The following is a 15,217-nucleotide window of genomic DNA, read 5'->3' as shown; positions in this document are numbered from 1 at the left end:
ACCCCTCGCGTCCACACCGGGTCAACGCAGCGCGCGAGCGGTGCCACGGTGCTACCGGAGCACCGCGCGGCCTAGCCCGTACCGACCAGGGTCACGTTCGCCGACGGGAGATACTGGCTGCGCAGCGTCAGATCGTCGATCACTTCGTCGCCGCGCAGCACCTGCCGGTGGATGCTGACGTCGAAGCCGTCCTGCGCCCGCTCCACCTGGAGACTGGTCCCGGCCGGAAGCTGGTCCGACTCCCGGTACTGCATCGTCTCGTCGGCCTTGACCACGTTGGTCACCACCGGGTCGTCGACCCGGACCGTCCAGCCCGGATCGGTGCCCCAGATCTCGACGCGGACCCATTCGCCGTCCGCGGTGGCGACGATGGCGATCCAGTCGTCGGTCGTGTTCTTGAACTTGAGGTCAAGCCCGAAGTCGGTGTCGACGGTCGCATCAAGGCCGGTCAGGCCGCTGGGCGGCTGGCCGTAGAAGGGCAACCAGTACAGGTGCCAGTTGCGCTCGACGATCGGCAGCCCCGCCCAGAAGGCCGCCTGGAACACCGTGGTCGACACCTGGCACACCCCGCCGCCGACCGACGGCACCGTTGACACGCTCCCGTTGCTCGTCCCGACGATCCCGTAGCCGACCTTGTACCCCGAGTTGAGATCGATCGCCCCGACCGTATCGACAAACGAGTAGACGCCGCCCGGCGGGATCAGGGCGCCGTTGGCCCGCTCCACCCCCAGTTCGACGTTGTGGCGGCGGTTCTCCAACGCTCCCGCATAGTAGGTCGCGGCGCTGGCAAGAACCTCCCGGATCTGGACCGTGCCGGCCATCGCCGCCGTCACCTGCGGCTCGACCGGTTGCGTCACCAGTTCGGCCTGCGATTGGCCGGTCTCCAGCGCGCGGGCGATGTTGGCCGCGGAGGCGTCGAGGTCAAGTGTCCGTCCCGCCTGCTCGGGAGACCGCACGACCACCTGCCCATTGATATACCGCAGGTCCGCGTTGCGCATCGGGATCTCGACCTCTGCCGCGTGGCGCTGCAGCACCTGCCGCAACGCATCCATGTCGACCTCGGGCACCAGCCGGGGCTCCTCGCCGTGCACGGCGGTGAAACGAATCGCCTCAGCCAGCTCTCCGGGCTCGAGGTGCTTGCTGCCGTCCGGCCAGGTCACGGTCAGTCCGTTGGTCACCAGCGCGGTCGCTTGCTCAGCGGCGGCCTCCGCCTGGGCGTCGCCGATCGGCGCCGCGACCTGGCGGGTCCGGAGCTCAATCCGACGCTCGCCGTCGTCCAGCCCGGCGAGAATCGCGTCCACCGTGGCGTCGACATCGAGGGCTTCACCCGTCCCGGCGGACTGAACCACGAAGCGTTGGCCGTCCCAGACCGGCGTCGCGTCCCGACCAGGCTGCCCCACCCCGTCGGCAAGGCTCGCCACGCTCGCGCGCAGGCGCTCCCGGTCGATGGTCAGTTCTTGGTTCTTCCGCGACCCGTCGGTGGGCACGGTCAGCATCTCACGCAGGGTCCCCGGGTCGAGCACCCAGCTCCGGCCGTGGTACGTCAACAGCACCGGCTCGGCGATCAGCTCCTCGGCTCGCTCCAGTCCGCGCTGGAGCGCGTCGGCATCCACCTTCGGCGAAATCGAAATGGTGACGACTGGAACCGGCTCGGTCGAGAGCTGCTGCACCCGGCGCCGAATCTGGTTGGCGGTCGCCACGACGTCGATCGCGACGCCGTCCTCCTCCGGCACGACCACCAGTCGCCCGTCGCTTCCCTCTTCGTAGCGAGCATCGCGGGCAGGGCGGGTCACCTCCGGTGCGATTGCTTCCAGCTTCCCGTACACGGCCTGCTCGTCGAGCGACACCGCCAGCGGCACCTCGTAGCCGCCCAACAAGCCGCGCAACCAGGCGCGGCTGTCGGCCCAGAGGTCGCCGCTGCGCCCCCAGCGCCAGGCCGCCTCGGCCGTCGCCCCAGGGTCCACGGCGATGCCGAGGTCCGCCAGCGGCACCTGCCAGCGGTTATTACCGGCCTGAAGCTCCACCGCGGCCGGCAACGATGCCTTCACCGCCGCCTCGATCCGCGCCTCCGCTTCGGCCTGGTCGAGGTCGCTGAGGGGCACACCAGCGGCGCTGACGCCGCGGTAGATGGTCGGACCGTGCGTGCGACCGTACGCCAGCACGGCGATTCCCGCCAGCGCGATCACGGCAGCTAGGACCGCTACTCCGGTCAGGACGGGCGTTGCGAAGCGGATGGCCGGGACATGTCCACGCGCCACCACGGCGTGCTGCTGTGTACTGTCGGTGATCACCTGGCTGGTGGCCCTTCCCATCCCGTGACGATTGAACCCGCCCCGGCCATTCCGTCCCCGGCCGGGAACACTCGCGCGACGCTGATTGGTCGCGGTCGCCAGGCTATTCTACATGGCAGGGCTACGCCCGTGGCACCGCCCGCTCTCCCGACCACGCCCGTGCGCCGTCGACCGCCAGCTCCGCGGTCAGCCGCCGCACGCGCAGCAATTCCGTGGGCGGAAGCGGCGGCTTGAGCCAACGGCCGACCTCCTCGACCGGCACCGTCGCGGCGGCCTGGATCACGCGGCGTTCCCGCAGCCTGGCAGGCAGGCCCATCATCCCGCGGAACCGTCCGTCCAGCGCGGCCCAATCACGCCGCACCAGCGCGTAGCCTCCTGCCATCGCCTCGTAGCGGAGGACGGCCCATCCCCACTCCATCAGGAGCCGCGTCGGCATACAGCGGGCGATCACCCAGAGGCGGTTCCGCGCCAGCAGCCGCCGCTTCCAGGGAGATCCCTCGACCGATGAGGCCGAGTAGAAGTGCCGTACCACCGCGTCCGGCGCGTGGACCACCTCCCAGCCGCGCAGGCGCAAGCGCCAGGCGAGGTCCACGTCCTCCAGATACATAAAAAATGGCTCGGGGAAGAATCCCACATCGTCCAGGGCCGCCCGCCGGTAGGCAACCGCCCCCGCGGAGGCCCCGAAGACGGGCGCAGGTGCGGCCAGTGTCGCCCGGGGCAGGCCGACGCCGCGGTCGAGCGCAAGGCCGTCCCGGTAGACCTCGATCCCCGCCGAGGCCACGATGTCGGGCGCACCGGCGAAGACCATGGTCGCGGCCACCGCGCCCACGGCGGGGTCGCGCTCCAACGGCTCAATGATGCGTGCGATGAAGCCCGGCTCGGCGACGGTGTCGTTGTTGAGGAGCACCACCACTTCGCCGCGGGCATGGGCGATACCCAGGTTGTTCCCCGCCGCGAAGCCAAGGTTGCGGCCGGCTTCCACCAGCCGCACCTCGGGAAACTCCACCGGCAGGAGTCGCGTCGTCTCGTCTTCAGAGCCGTTGTCGACCACGATGATCTCGTCGGCCGGACGCTCCTGCTCCCGCAGGGAGGCCAGACAGCCGCGCAGCAGCGGCCACCCGTTGTAGTTGACGATGACGACGGAGGTCGATGGAGCCACCACCCGCTCCCGCTTCCCGGTTTGCCCGAGCTGGAGATCAGTATAGCCAACTGCGTGCCGTGGCGTCCGGTGTTCGAGAGCGTGTTACGATGGGCGCCGGACTGCCGGTTGGAACGCCAACCGGCGGCGTTCGGACTGTGGCGCCCTCGTGATCCGGGCGTTCCCCGCCGACGAGCGGGGGGATGGGAGGAACATGAGCAAGCAGATCATCGCGACCGATCAGGCACCGGCGGCGATCGGGCCATACTCGCAGGCGGTCCGCCTCGGCAACCTGGTCTTCACCGCCGGGCAGATTCCGCTCGACCCGGCGACGGGCAAGCTGGTCGAAGGGGGGATCGAGGAGCAGACCCGGCGCGTGCTGGAGAACCTGAAGGCCATCCTGGCCGCGGCGGGCTCGTCGCTCGACCGGGTCGTCAAGACGACCTGCTTCCTGGCCAACCTGGACGACTTCGCCGCCTTCAACAGCGTCTACGCCACCTACTTCAGCGAGAACCCGCCCGCGCGCAGCACCTTCCAGGTCGCCAAGTTGCCCGCGGGTGCGCTGGTCGAGATCGAGTGCATCGCCGAGTGCGAGTAGCGACTAGCCGAGCCGGCCGGAGGGGGCTCCGTGCCCTCCCGCGCCGGCTCTCCATCGCGCTCCCGCAGGGGCCGGTATCCTTGACACGTCAGCCGACGGACGACTATAATTCCATGCGCTTGCCGCAAGGCAGGGGCCCATGCCGAGGTGGCGGAATAGGCAGACGCGCTAGCTTGAGGGGCTAGTGCCCGTTTAGGGCGTGGGGGTTCAAATCCCTTCCTCGGCACCAACACCGCGAGGTGCGGGCGATTAGCTCAGTTGGTAGAGCGCCACGTTTACACCGTGGATGTCAGAGGTTCGAGCCCTCTATCGCCCACAACTGCGCGGGATGACCCGGCGACAGCCCGCCGAGGTAGCTCAGTCGGTAGAGCACGGCACTGAAAATGCCGGTGTCGCCGGTTCGATCCCGGCCCTCGGCACCGCATGCAGCGACGCCCCGGTGATATCCACCGGGGCGTTCTGCTACCCGCGAACCGTCTTCGGGACGGCCGCCCTACCTCGACACCATTCGGTGCAGCACGCACGGTGACCACCCGGCGGGCTCATCGCCGCCGGGACGGCGCGTCAGACGCGCCGCCGGGTGATCGTCCATGCCAGCAGCCCGGTCACGCCGAGCGCGAGCAGCCAGACCGCAATCATGATCGCAGTGACAAAGGCGTGGGCGAACGGCGCCACTTCCCAGAACGAAGGCATCACCCAGCCGAGGGCTACGGCCACGATCATGACCACTGCCACCACCAGACCGACCAACAACAACAGCAGCATGAACACGCTCGCCCGGTCGACCCCCGGCTGATGTCCGTCTTGGCTCATGGCGACCACCTCCGCCGCGGTGACCGCACGCCGTGCGCCACCAGCCCGGGCCCGCACCAAAGCCAGCCACCTCCATGTCAGCCTGCGCGGCGGCGAACGAGACCGACGCGACGAGCCGGATGAAACAACGGGGCCGGGCGTGCGCACGCCCGGCCCCGTTCCGAGGCACCGTGGAGGCAGCGGCTGGGACCGCTACTCGCCCGCAGCCTCGCTCGCAGCGTAGCGCTGCTTGATCTCCTCCAGGACCGAGGGATCGGTCAGCGTCGTCGTGTCACCGATCACGCGGCCCTCGGCGATGTCGCGCAGCAGCCGCCGCATGATCTTGGCGCTGCGCGTCTTCGGCAGCTCGGCCGTGAAGTAGATCCGGTCCGGCCGGGCGATCGGCCCGATCGTCTCGGCCACGTGCTGCCGCAGCTCCTGCGCCAGCTCATCGGTCGGCTCCACACCGGCGCGCGGGGTGACGAACGCGGCGATCGCCTGACCCTTCACGTCGTGGCTGACGCCGATGACGGCCGCTTCGGCCACTGCCGGATGGCTCACCAGCGCGCTCTCCAGCTCCATCGTCCCCAGCCGGTGACCGGCGACGTTGAGCACGTCGTCGAGCCGTCCCATGATCCAGAAGTCGCCGTCGGCGTCCCGCTTGGCGCCGTCCCCCGACACGTAGACCGTCGGTCCGAATTTCGAGAAGTAGGACTGGACGTAGCGGTCGGGGTCGCCCCACAGGGTCCGGAACATGGCCGGCCAGGGCCGCCGCAAAACGAGATAGCCGCCCTGATCGACCGGCACCGAGTTGCCCTGCTCGTCGACGATGTCCGGCTCGATGCCCGGGAAGCCGCGAGTTGCCGAGCCCGGCGTCAGCGTCGTGAGGCCCGGGAGCGGGGTGATCAGGATCATACCGGTCTCGGTCTGCCACCACGTGTCGACCACCGGGCACCGTCCGCCGCCGATGTGCTCCCGATACCAGACCCAGGCCTCCGGGTTGATCGGCTCGCCGACCGTGCCCAGCAGCCGCAACGACGACAGGTCGTGCTTGGCCGGGTACTCGGGACCCCAGCGCATGAAGCTCCGGATCGCCGTCGGCGCGGTATAGAAGATATTCACGCCACGGCGCTCGACGATATCCCAGAAGCGATCCTTATCCGGCCAATCGGGCGCCCCCTCGTACATCAGGCTGGTGGCACCGTTGGCCAGCGGTCCATACAGGATGTAGCTGTGCCCGGTGACCCAGCCGATGTCCGCCGTGCAGAAGTAGACGTCCTCATCCTTGAGGTCGAAGACCCACTTGGTGGTGAGCGCCACACCGAGCAGGTACCCGCCGGTGGTATGCAGCACTCCCTTGGGCTTACCGGTCGTGCCCGAGGTGTACAGGATGAAGAGCGGGTGCTCAGAGTCGAGCGACTCGGGCGGGCAATAGTTCCCCTCCACCTGGGCCATGGCGTCGTGCCACCAGATGTCGCGGCCCTCCCGCATCTCCACGGGATGCTTGTCACGCCCAACGCGCTCGACCACCACCACGCGCTCGACCGAAGGCGTCTGCTCCAAGGCCTTGTCGGCGTTGTCCTTGAGCGGCACGATCCCGCCGCGCCGGTAGCCGCCGTCAGCCGTGATCAGCACCTTGGCCTCGCAGTCGTTAATCCGATCCGCGAGGGCGCTCGGGCTAAAGCCGCCGAAGACGACCGAGTGCGGCGCGCCGATGCGGGCACAAGCCAGCATGATGATCGGCAGCTCGGGGATCATCGGCAGGTAGATGGCCACCCGGTCCCCGGTCTGCACACCCAGGTTCTTGAGCATCAGCGCCGCGCGGTTCACTTCGCGGTAGAGGTCCTGGTAGGTGAGGATGCGCTCGTCGCCGGGTTCTCCCTCCCAGACGAGAGCAGCCTTGTTCCGGCGCCAGGTCTTGACGTGGCGGTCGACACAGTTATAGGAAGCGTTGAGCTTTCCGCCGACGAACCACTTGACCCAAGGCGGGTTCCAGTCCAACACCTTGTCCCAGCGCTGGTCCCAGTCGAGCATCTCCGCCGCCTCGGCCCAGAATCCCTCTGGGTCCTTCCGGGCACGCTCGTAGACCGCGGGGTCGTTGATGTTCGCCTGAGCGGCGAAATCCTCCGGGGGCGGGTATCGCCGCGTCTCCGTCAGCAACCCGGTTATGGTGCCCATCGGGTCAGTCGACATGACTCACTCCTTCCACGGTCCACACGCGGGGAATGCTTCCTCATTGGCGATGCCAGACGGTGCCACGGTGCCCCAGCGGCGACCTCCATCCAGTCCCAGGAAACCTCTCAGGCGTATCTTAGTCCATATTCCGGATCCGAGAAAGGCTTCGCGCACCCGCGGGGCCGCCTCGCCGTTACGGCATGTTTCGCCTGCGGTTCTTGCGCGATTCCGAGTCCTGAAGCCCAGCAATGCTACTCTGAGTAGCACGGGCGTGACAAAGGCGTGACATCCGCGTATCACAGCTTGTGAACGGCATAACAAAATAGTGACACTCCGCGCTGACCCTGGTAGCATAGAAAGCAATTGGTCGGAGGCGCTGCCCCGAGCGTGAGGGGGTGCTGTGTGCCAGGAGGGGGAGCAGGAGGATCATGACGGGTCTCAGGAGAACGGCCCGGCGGGCGCTTTTCGCGTCGCTTGCAGTCGCCCTCGTCCTTGTTGGTGGATGCGTCGGCGGCACACCGCAGGCGGCGAGTGACCCCGCGGCGGACAATGCCAGGAAGATCTGGGATCTGTTCATGCCGATCTTCTGGATGTCCGTCGTCGTCTTTGTGATCGTTCAGGGCATCATCATCGTCGCGATCATTCGATTCCGCCGGCGGCCGGGCGATCCAGTTCCGCACGCGATGCACGGCAACACCAAGCTGGAGATCGCGTGGACCCTGGCGCCGGCCCTGATCCTGGCGGCGATCGCAGTGCCCACCATCACCACGATCGCGGATCTCGCGCGCAATCCGGGCGACGAGGCGCTGACGGTGCGCGTGATCGGTCAGCAGTGGTGGTGGGCCTTCGAGTATCCGGACAGCGGTGTCGTCACTGCGGACGAGCTCCACGTTCCGGTCGGTCGGCCGGTGCACCTCGAGCTCGAGAGCAAGGACATCATCCACAGCTTCTGGGTGCCCCGCCTCGCCGGGAAGCAGGACGTCGTCCCCGGGCGGACCAACACGATCAACTTCACCGCGGACGCCGTCGGGGAGTACTCCGGGCAGTGCGCGGAGTTCTGCGGCGCCCAGCACGCCAACATGAAGTTCCGGGTCATCGTCCAGACCGAGGAAGAGTTCGAAGCCTGGCTTCAGCAGCAGCAGCAGCCTGCTGTTGAGCCGCAGCCCGGCAGCATCGAGGCCCAGGGCAAGGAACTCTTCATGACCAACTGCCGGGGCTGCCACACGATCCAGGGCACCGAGGCCGAGGGCAAGGTTGGACCGGACCTGACGCACTTCGGCAGCCGCCAGACGATCGCCGGTTTGGTGGTGCCCTACAGCACGGACAACCTGAAGCAGTGGATTCACAACGCACCGTCGGTCAAGCCGGGTCAGCCCGGTCGGTCGATCCAGATGCCCGCCTTCACGGCGCTGACCGACGATGAAGTGAACGCCATTGCGGCCTATCTGGAGAGCCTGAAGTGAGCTGGGCGGTTGAGCACCGAGACGTGCACGACGGGGTAGCAACGATCACGATGCGGCGGCCCGCGCCGCGTCGGCGAGGGGGAATGTAGGAATGGCGCAGTCAGCGTTCACGCTAGAGCGCTCGGCACCGCAGGAGACAGCGCTCTCGCGGCTGTGGAGTTGGCTCACCACCGTTGATCACAAGCGGATTGGGAAGCTCTACTTCTTCACGTCGCTCTTCTACTTGCTGGTCGGCGGCCTGCTGGCGCTGCTGATCCGCACGCAGCTCGCCGTGCCCAATAACGACTTCCTGAGCCCGGACACCTACAACCAGGTGTTCACGATGCACGGCGCGGTCATGATCTTCCTGGTGGTCATGCCGCTCAACGCGGCGTTCTTCAACTACTTCGTGCCGCTGTTGATCGGCGCGCGCGACGTCGCGTTCCCGCGGCTGAACGCCTTCAGCTACTGGGTGTTCCTCTTCGGGTCACTCCTGTTGGCCGCCAGCATCGTCCTGAGGACGGCGCCCAACGCCGGGTGGTTCGCCTACGCCAACCTGACCAACAACACCTTCTCCCCCGGCCACAACCTGGACTACTACTCGATGGGGCTCCAGGTCCTGGGCATCTCGTCGATCGCCTCGTCGCTCAACTTCGTGGTCACCATCATCAACATGCGGGCGCCGGGGATGACGATGATGCGCGTCCCCATCTTCGCCTGGATGACGCTGATCACCTCCGGGTTGCTCCTGCTGGCGCTCCCGTCCTTCAGCGTCGGCCTGATCGAGCTGGCGTTCGACCGCCTCTTCGGCGCCGTCTTCTTCGAGCCATCGGCCGGTGGTGACCCGGTCCTGTGGCAGCACCTCTTCTGGATCTTCGGTCACCCGGAGGTCTACATCCTGATCCTGCCGGCGTTCGGCTACATCTCGGAGATCCTGCCGACCTTCACTCGCAAGCCGCTGTTCGGCTACCCGTTCATGGTCTACTCCGGCATCGCCATCGCCATCCTCGGCTTCGGCGTCTGGGCGCACCACATGTTCACCGTCGGCCTCGGCACGGTGCCCAACGCGGTGTTCGGCACGACGACCATGCTGATCGCCATCCCCACCGGGGTGAAGATCTTCAACTGGCTGGGGACGCTCTGGGGCGGCTCGATCCGCATCTCCACGCCGCTCCTCTTCGCCGTCGGCTTCCTGGGCATGTTCACCATCGGTGGCATCTCGGGCGTGATGCACGCCTCGGTGCCGATCGACTACTGGCAGACCGACACCTACTTCGTCGTCGCGCACTTCCACTACGTGCTGTTTGGTGGCGCGCTGTTCGCCATCTTCGGGGCCATCTACTACTGGTTCCCCAAGATGTTCGGCCGCATGCTCAATGACAAGCTCGGCCAGGTGCAGTTCTGGATCATGCTGGTCGGCTTCAACCTGACCTTCTTCCCGATGCACCTGCTGGGTATCGACGGCATGCCGCGCCGCATTTACACCTACACCGAGGAGATGGGCTGGGCCACGTGGAACCTGGTCGAGACCATCGGCGCCTACATGCTCGGTGTGGGTGTCCTGTTGATGGCCTACAACATGTTCACCTCGCTCCGCTCGGGCCAGCCCGCCCCGGCCGACCCGTGGGACGGCCGCACGCTGGAGTGGTCCATCCCCTCGCCGCCGCCGGTCTACAACTTCGCTGAGGTGCCGGTGGTCTCCAGCCGCGACGAGCTGTGGGAGCGGAAGCTGAAGAAGCAGGCCGTGCCGGCGGCCGTCAAGGGCGGTAGCGGCGAGGAGGCCGAGGGCATCCATCTGCCGCCGCCGTCGATCGTGCCCATGATTGCGGCATTCGGTCTCGCTCTTGCCGGCGGGTCCATGGTCTTCAAGGAATGGATTCTCGTCGGGATCGGCCTCGCGATCTTGCTGTTCAGCATCATCGCCTGGTCGCTCGAGCCGAACGAGTAGCCCGGTGGGCGTGAGTGAGGAAGGATGAGAGAACGGTGAGTCACGCGAACGCAGCCGCGGCCCACGCGGACGCGCACCGGACATCAACCGGGCTGTCGCACAACAAACTCTTGATGTGGACCTTCCTGGCGTCCGACTGCATGTTCTTCGGCTCCCTCATCATGACCTACATGGTCTACCGGGGCCGGAGCGTCACCGGGCCGTATCCGGACGAGATCTTCAACATCCCGTTCACGTCGGTGAGCGCGGCGGTGCTGCTCCTCAGCAGTCTCACGATGGTGCTGGCGCTGGCCGCTCTGCAGCGGGGCAAGGTCAAGGTCTTCCGGGTCTGGATTCTCGCCACCGCGTTGCTCGGGACCCTCTTCCTGGGTGGCCAGTACTACGAGTTCACCGAGTTCTCTCAACACGGTCTCGGGCTCGGCACCAACCTCTTCGGGTCATCCTTCTTCGTCCTGACCGGTATCCACGGCACGCACGTGGGTCTGGGCATCATCTGGCTCCTGACGCTCTTCGCCCTCTCCTTCCGGGGGCTGGTGCGCCAGGACAACGCGGAGAAGGTCGAGATCGCGGGTCTCTACTGGCACTTCGTCGACATCGTCTGGATCGTGATCTTCACCTTCGTCTACCTGCTGCCCTACTAGGGCTTCGCGGCGCGGCGGGGGTGTGCCCCCGCCGCGTAGTCACACCGGTCGGTCCAAGCGCCAGACCGGACGTGAAGGGAGAGACAGAGAGGCATGAGCCATCCGGGTGGTGAGACGTCCGTCGAGCACGCGCATCCAGGAGCAATCACATACGTCAAGGTCGCTGCCATCCTGGCGATCCTCACGATCACCGAGGTGTCGGTCTACTACATCCCGGCCTTGATGACCATCATCACTCCGGTCCTGATCGTGCTGTCGATCGCCAAGTTCTTGCTGGTTGTGGCGTTCTACATGCACCTGAAGTTCGACTCCCGACTCTTCACCGGCATCTTCGCGTGGGGTATGTTCGTGGCTATCGCAATCGTCTTGGCGATGATCGCCCTCTACGCGTACTAGTCACCCCACCGTGACGCCGCGAAGCGCGTCGGGTACACTCCATGCGAGCGCGCGTCTGCAGGCCGCTAACCGCGGTTCGGGCAGACATGATGCGTGGACAGCAGCGCGGGCCGAACGAGCCCGCGCATCGCACGTTCGGGCGCCCGTCGGGGTAGTCACACCGGCCACGGCAGGCTGCCCTCAGGTGGCAAGGGAGCGTCAATGGTCCTGCGAGTGGGGGGAGTGAGACGTCTGTGGATACCGTGACTGTCGCGCTTACCATCGCGATCGTCGCAGGGGTGGCCGCCATCCTCTACGGCCTGTTCCTCGTGCAGTGGGTTCTCAGGCAACCGCGCGGCGAGTCGCGCATGATCGACATCGCACAGGCCATCCAGGAGGGCGCTGAGGCCTACATGCGGCGCCAGTACACGCTGGTCGCGATCGTTGCGGTCGTCATCACACTGCTGCTTGGCCTGCTCATCAACTGGTCGACCGCGATCGGCTTTGTGGTCGGCGCGGCGTCGTCCGCTGCGGCCGGCTTCATCGGCATGAGCGTGGCCGTCCGGTCGAACGTGCGCACCGCCGAGGCGGCCAAGTCGGGTCTCGCTCCCGCACTGCGAGTCGCATTCCGCGGCGGCACGGTCACGGGCCTCTTCGTCGTCGGGCTCGGCCTCCTCGCGGTCTCCGTCTTCTACACCATCACGCGTGATGTCGGTCCGCTCGTTGGCCTGGGCTTTGGCGGCAGCCTCATCTCCGTCTTCGCTCGCATCGGCGGCGGCATTTACACAAAGGCTGCCGACGTTGGGACCGACCTGGTCGGTAAGGTCGAAGCCGGCATCCCCGAAGACGACCCGCGGAACCCGGGCGTGATCGCCGATAACGTGGGCGACAACGTCGGCGACTGCGCCGGCATGGCCGCCGACCTCTTCGAGACCTACGCCGTCACTGCCGTCGCCGCGATGCTCCTCGGCAACCTCGTCTTCGATACCGAGGCGGCGGTCGTCTACCCGCTCGTGCTGGGCGCGGCCTCCATCTTCACCTCGATTATCGGCACCTTCTTCGTCCGGCTGGGCAACAACGGGTCCATCATGCGCGCCCTGTACCAGGGCGTCATCGCCGCGGTGATCCTGGCCGCCGTCGCCTTCTTCCCGCTCACGCTCTGGCTCATGGGCGACAACCCGATCATCGGCGATCAGCCGGTCTCGCTCTTCGGCCTCAGCTTCAGCCTGTCTGCCACGGCCAAGCTCTTCCTGAGCGCGATCGTCGGCATCATCGTCACCATGGGCGTCGTCATCATCACTGAGTACTACACCTCGGAGCGCTACGGCCCCGTCAAGCACATCGCCGAGGCGTCGGAGACCGGCCACGGCACCAACATCATCGCGGGCCTCGCCGTGTCGATGCGCTCCACCGCGCTCCCGATCGTCCTCATCTCGTTGGCGATTTACGTCGCCTACGGGCTCACCTCGGTGCCGGGTGACCTGACGTCCGGTCTGTACGGCATCGCGGTCGCCGCCATGGCGATGCTCTCGATGGCCGGAATCATCGTCGCCATCGACTCCTTCGGGCCGATCACCGACAATGCGGGCGGCATCGCCGAGATGGCCGAACTGCCCGACAGCGTCCGCGACGTGACGGACCCGCTCGACGCCGTCGGCAACACCACCAAGGCCGTCACCAAGGCCTACGCCATCGGCTCCGCCGGGCTGGCGGCACTGGTGCTGTTCGCTTCGTACTTCCTCGAGATCACCGAGAAGATCGCCTTCGATCTGTCCAATCCGAGGGTGCTGATCGGTCTCTTCATCGGCGGCGCCCTCCCCTACTACTTCGGCGCCATCCTGATGGAGGCCGTGGGCAAGGCCGGTGGTGCGGTGGTCGAGGAAGTCCGGCGACAGTTCCGTGAGATCCAGGGCCTGCTCGAGGGCCGTGCCCGACCGGAGTACGGCCGCGCCGTCGACATCGTGACCCGCCAGGCGCTGCGCGAGATGATGCTCCCGGCGCTCCTGCCGGTCGTGGTTCCGATCATCATCGGCGTCACCCTCGGCAAGGAGGCGCTGGGCGGCCTGCTGATCGGCTCGATCGTCACCGGCCTGTTCGTGGCCATCTCGATGACCACCGGCGGTGCGGCCTGGGACAACGCCAAGAAGGCCATCGAGTCCGGCCTCCACGGCGGCAAGGGCAGCTTCGCCCACCAGGCTGCGGTCACCGGCGATACCGTCGGCGACCCCTACAAGGACACGGCCGGCCCGGCGATCAACCCGATGATCAAGATCGTCAACATCGTCGCCCTGCTCATTGTCGCCTTCATGGGCTGGTAGTCAGTACGTACGCAGGTTTTCAGGCCCTGGCGTGATCGCACAGAGCGCGCCAGGGCCTGAACTTTCGTCACATCCCGTTCCATCCCCGTTACACGCGCGCCCGCGTGCGCGCATGAGGCGATCCCAGCACGGTAGGTACGATGGTGATGGCCGCACCAGCGGCGGCAAATGCTCGCGCTGTCGCGCGAGCGTGCCGAAGGCGGCTGCGACAGCAGCGGCGTCACGCTCGTCCGGCCGCCAGCCCCGTTCCGAGCACCGCGCTCAACCCGTCGTCCAACGCCGTCGCCCAAGGATGTCTGCCGTCTTCCCCGACCGTCTTTGACAGGCCGGCGACCGAGCAGTAAGCTGAGCGCTGGTTAATCGCCGATCACTCATTGTCCCGGAGAGAGGTGGGTCTTGCGGGAAACCCCTGCATCAGTCGGCGAGTCGTCGCCGAGTGCGACGTCTCCCGCGGTGGGACCGCACCCATCATCGAGGCTACATCGACTCGGCCCGGCGCTGGTCCTGGCGGTCCTGGCCCCGGTGGTCGCCGAGCTCCTCTTCGGTGCCACCCCGATCACAAACCCCGGCGCGTTCCTGCCCGATTTGGCGGTCTACGGTGGCGGGGCGCTGCTCATCCGCGAGGTCGTCCGGCGCCGCTCGCTCGGCTGGGCATCGATCATCGTCCTCGGCGTGGTCTTCGGCATCGTCGAGGAGGGCCTCGCCCTCGAGTCGCTCTTCAACCCCGACCTCTTCAACGCCGGTGCGTTGGGCGGGCGCGTGCTCGGGGTCAACTGGGTGTGGACGCAGTGGACGCTGGGCTACCACGCGATCTGGAGCATCTCCATCCCGATCCTGCTGGCCGAGCTCCTCTTCCCCGCCCGGCGCGGCCGCTCGTGGTTGGGGACCACCGGACTCATCGTCGCCGCCGCCGCGTACGTCTGCGGCGTCGCCGTCCTTGCGGCTATATTCCGGTTCGTCGTCGCCGCCGACTTCGCAGCCTCCCCGATCGCGCTCGCGATCGCCAGCCTCGTGGCCGCCCTGCTGGTCCTCCTCGCGCTCCGCTGGCAGTGGTCTCCCGTTGACACCGCGCGACCGCAGCCGGCTCGCGATGTCCCGTCGCCGGTGCGCGTCGGCCTGCTCGCCTTCGTGGCCGCGGCGGCCTGGTTCCTTCCGCTCGTGGATCTGCCTCAGCGGCTGCGAGCCGGGGGCTGGGTGTTGGTGCCGATGATCGTGGCGTTGGTCGTGGCCGCGATCGCGGCTCGGTTGATCGCCCGCTGGGCGATCACGGGGAAAGCATGGAGCGACGTGCACCGCCTGGCTCTTGCCATCGGTGCGCTGCTCGTGAGTATGCTCTACGGCTTTTTCTACGTGACGTCAGGCAATGCAGTCGACCAGGCGGGGCAGGCGGTGGCGAGCATCGTGGCGCTCACGCTCCTCGCCCTCTTCGCTCGCACACTGTCCCAGCGCGGCGTCGCGGAGAGCCACCCCACGCACGAGCCCTAGGGGCATCCGCGAGA

General features: G+C 67.2%; 11 protein-coding genes and 3 tRNA genes. 10 read left to right on the top strand and 4 right to left on the bottom strand.

Annotated elements, in window-relative coordinates:
• Positions 1 to 71: 71 nt before the first annotated feature.
• Positions 72 to 2,291: a peptidoglycan binding domain-containing protein gene (locus IRZ30_RS01005; RefSeq protein WP_294081981.1), complete on the bottom strand. Its 2,220-nt coding sequence runs from the start codon at positions 2,289 to 2,291 to the stop codon at positions 72 to 74.
• Between the two features lie 121 nt (positions 2,292 to 2,412).
• Positions 2,413 to 3,450, bottom strand: coding sequence for a glycosyltransferase family 2 protein (locus IRZ30_RS01000; RefSeq protein WP_294081979.1), 1,038 nt, complete (start codon positions 3,448 to 3,450; stop codon positions 2,413 to 2,415).
• Between the two features lie 193 nt (positions 3,451 to 3,643).
• On the opposite strand from IRZ30_RS01000, the gene IRZ30_RS00995 reads away from it, so the two are divergent.
• The 4 genes from IRZ30_RS00995 to IRZ30_RS00980 all read left to right on the top strand — a co-directional run bounded on the left by IRZ30_RS00995 (position 3,644) and on the right by IRZ30_RS00980 (position 4,446).
• Positions 3,644 to 4,027 carry a RidA family protein gene (locus IRZ30_RS00995; RefSeq protein ID WP_294081977.1) on the top strand — a complete coding sequence of 128 codons (384 nt, stop codon included), beginning with the start codon at positions 3,644 to 3,646 and terminating at the stop codon, positions 4,025 to 4,027.
• A 141-nt stretch (positions 4,028 to 4,168) separates the two neighbouring features.
• Positions 4,169 to 4,256 (top strand) — tRNA-Leu (locus IRZ30_RS00990).
• A 14-nt stretch (positions 4,257 to 4,270) separates the two neighbouring features.
• A tRNA-Val gene (locus IRZ30_RS00985) sits at positions 4,271 to 4,343 on the top strand.
• Between the two features lie 30 nt (positions 4,344 to 4,373).
• Positions 4,374 to 4,446, top strand: a tRNA-Phe gene (locus tag IRZ30_RS00980).
• 145 nt (positions 4,447 to 4,591) lie between these two features.
• Here the strand turns inward: IRZ30_RS00980 and IRZ30_RS00975 are convergent.
• Together IRZ30_RS00975 and acs are read right to left on the bottom strand one after the other, a co-directional pair.
• Positions 4,592 to 4,840: a hypothetical protein gene (locus IRZ30_RS00975; protein ID WP_294081975.1), complete on the bottom strand. Its 249-nt coding sequence runs from the start codon at positions 4,838 to 4,840 to the stop codon at positions 4,592 to 4,594.
• 192 nt (positions 4,841 to 5,032) lie between these two features.
• A complete protein-coding gene (gene acs, locus IRZ30_RS00970; protein WP_294081974.1) occupies positions 5,033 to 7,012 on the bottom strand; it encodes an acetate--CoA ligase in 1,980 nt (659 codons plus the stop codon).
• Positions 7,013 to 7,422: 410 nt separating this feature from the next.
• Between acs and coxB the strand changes: the two genes are divergently transcribed.
• The 6 genes from coxB to IRZ30_RS00940 all read left to right on the top strand — a co-directional run bounded on the left by coxB (position 7,423) and on the right by IRZ30_RS00940 (position 15,203).
• Positions 7,423 to 8,457: a cytochrome c oxidase subunit II gene (coxB, locus tag IRZ30_RS00965; protein ID WP_294081973.1), complete on the top strand. Its 1,035-nt coding sequence runs from the start codon at positions 7,423 to 7,425 to the stop codon at positions 8,455 to 8,457.
• A gap of 91 nt (positions 8,458 to 8,548) precedes the next feature.
• Positions 8,549 to 10,384: a cytochrome c oxidase subunit I gene (gene ctaD / locus IRZ30_RS00960; protein ID WP_294081972.1), complete on the top strand. Its 1,836-nt coding sequence runs from the start codon at positions 8,549 to 8,551 to the stop codon at positions 10,382 to 10,384.
• 14 nt (positions 10,385 to 10,398) lie between these two features.
• The gene (locus IRZ30_RS00955; RefSeq protein ID WP_366945299.1) at positions 10,399 to 11,025 is read left to right on the top strand and encodes a cytochrome c oxidase subunit 3; all 627 of its coding nucleotides are present in this window, start codon (positions 10,399 to 10,401) and stop codon (positions 11,023 to 11,025) included.
• A gap of 93 nt (positions 11,026 to 11,118) precedes the next feature.
• Complete coding sequence (locus IRZ30_RS00950) at positions 11,119 to 11,421, top strand: cytochrome C oxidase subunit IV family protein (RefSeq protein ID WP_294081970.1); 303 nt, start codon at positions 11,119 to 11,121, stop codon at positions 11,419 to 11,421.
• A 233-nt stretch (positions 11,422 to 11,654) separates the two neighbouring features.
• Positions 11,655 to 13,718, top strand: coding sequence for a sodium-translocating pyrophosphatase (locus IRZ30_RS00945; protein WP_294081969.1), 2,064 nt, complete (start codon positions 11,655 to 11,657; stop codon positions 13,716 to 13,718).
• 396 nt (positions 13,719 to 14,114) lie between these two features.
• A complete protein-coding gene (locus IRZ30_RS00940; protein ID WP_294081967.1) occupies positions 14,115 to 15,203 on the top strand; it encodes a hypothetical protein in 1,089 nt (362 codons plus the stop codon).
• The last annotated feature ends 14 nt before the right edge of the window (positions 15,204 to 15,217 follow it).

Origin of the sequence: Sphaerobacter sp. (assembly GCF_019683595.1) — a bacterium.
Classification (GTDB): Bacteria; Chloroflexota; Chloroflexia; order Thermomicrobiales; family Thermomicrobiaceae; genus Sphaerobacter.
The sequence above is the reverse complement of the archived record's forward strand: the minus strand, read 5'-3'. Positions and strand labels throughout refer to the sequence as shown.

What these genes read in the sequence shown, in the direction of transcription:
- IRZ30_RS00995 (WP_294081977.1), top strand. Translation starts at nt 3,644, where the DNA reads ATGAGCAAGCAGATCATCGCGACCGATCAGGCACCGGCGGCGATCGGG.
- IRZ30_RS00975 (WP_294081975.1), bottom strand. Translation starts at nt 4,840, where the DNA reads ATGAGCCAAGACGGACATCAGCCGGGGGTCGACCGGGCGAGCGTGTTC.
- acs (WP_294081974.1), bottom strand. Translation starts at nt 7,012, where the DNA reads ATGTCGACTGACCCGATGGGCACCATAACCGGGTTGCTGACGGAGACG.
- coxB (WP_294081973.1), top strand. Translation starts at nt 7,423, where the DNA reads ATGACGGGTCTCAGGAGAACGGCCCGGCGGGCGCTTTTCGCGTCGCTT.
- ctaD (WP_294081972.1), top strand. Translation starts at nt 8,549, where the DNA reads ATGGCGCAGTCAGCGTTCACGCTAGAGCGCTCGGCACCGCAGGAGACA.
- IRZ30_RS00950 (WP_294081970.1), top strand. Translation starts at nt 11,119, where the DNA reads ATGAGCCATCCGGGTGGTGAGACGTCCGTCGAGCACGCGCATCCAGGA.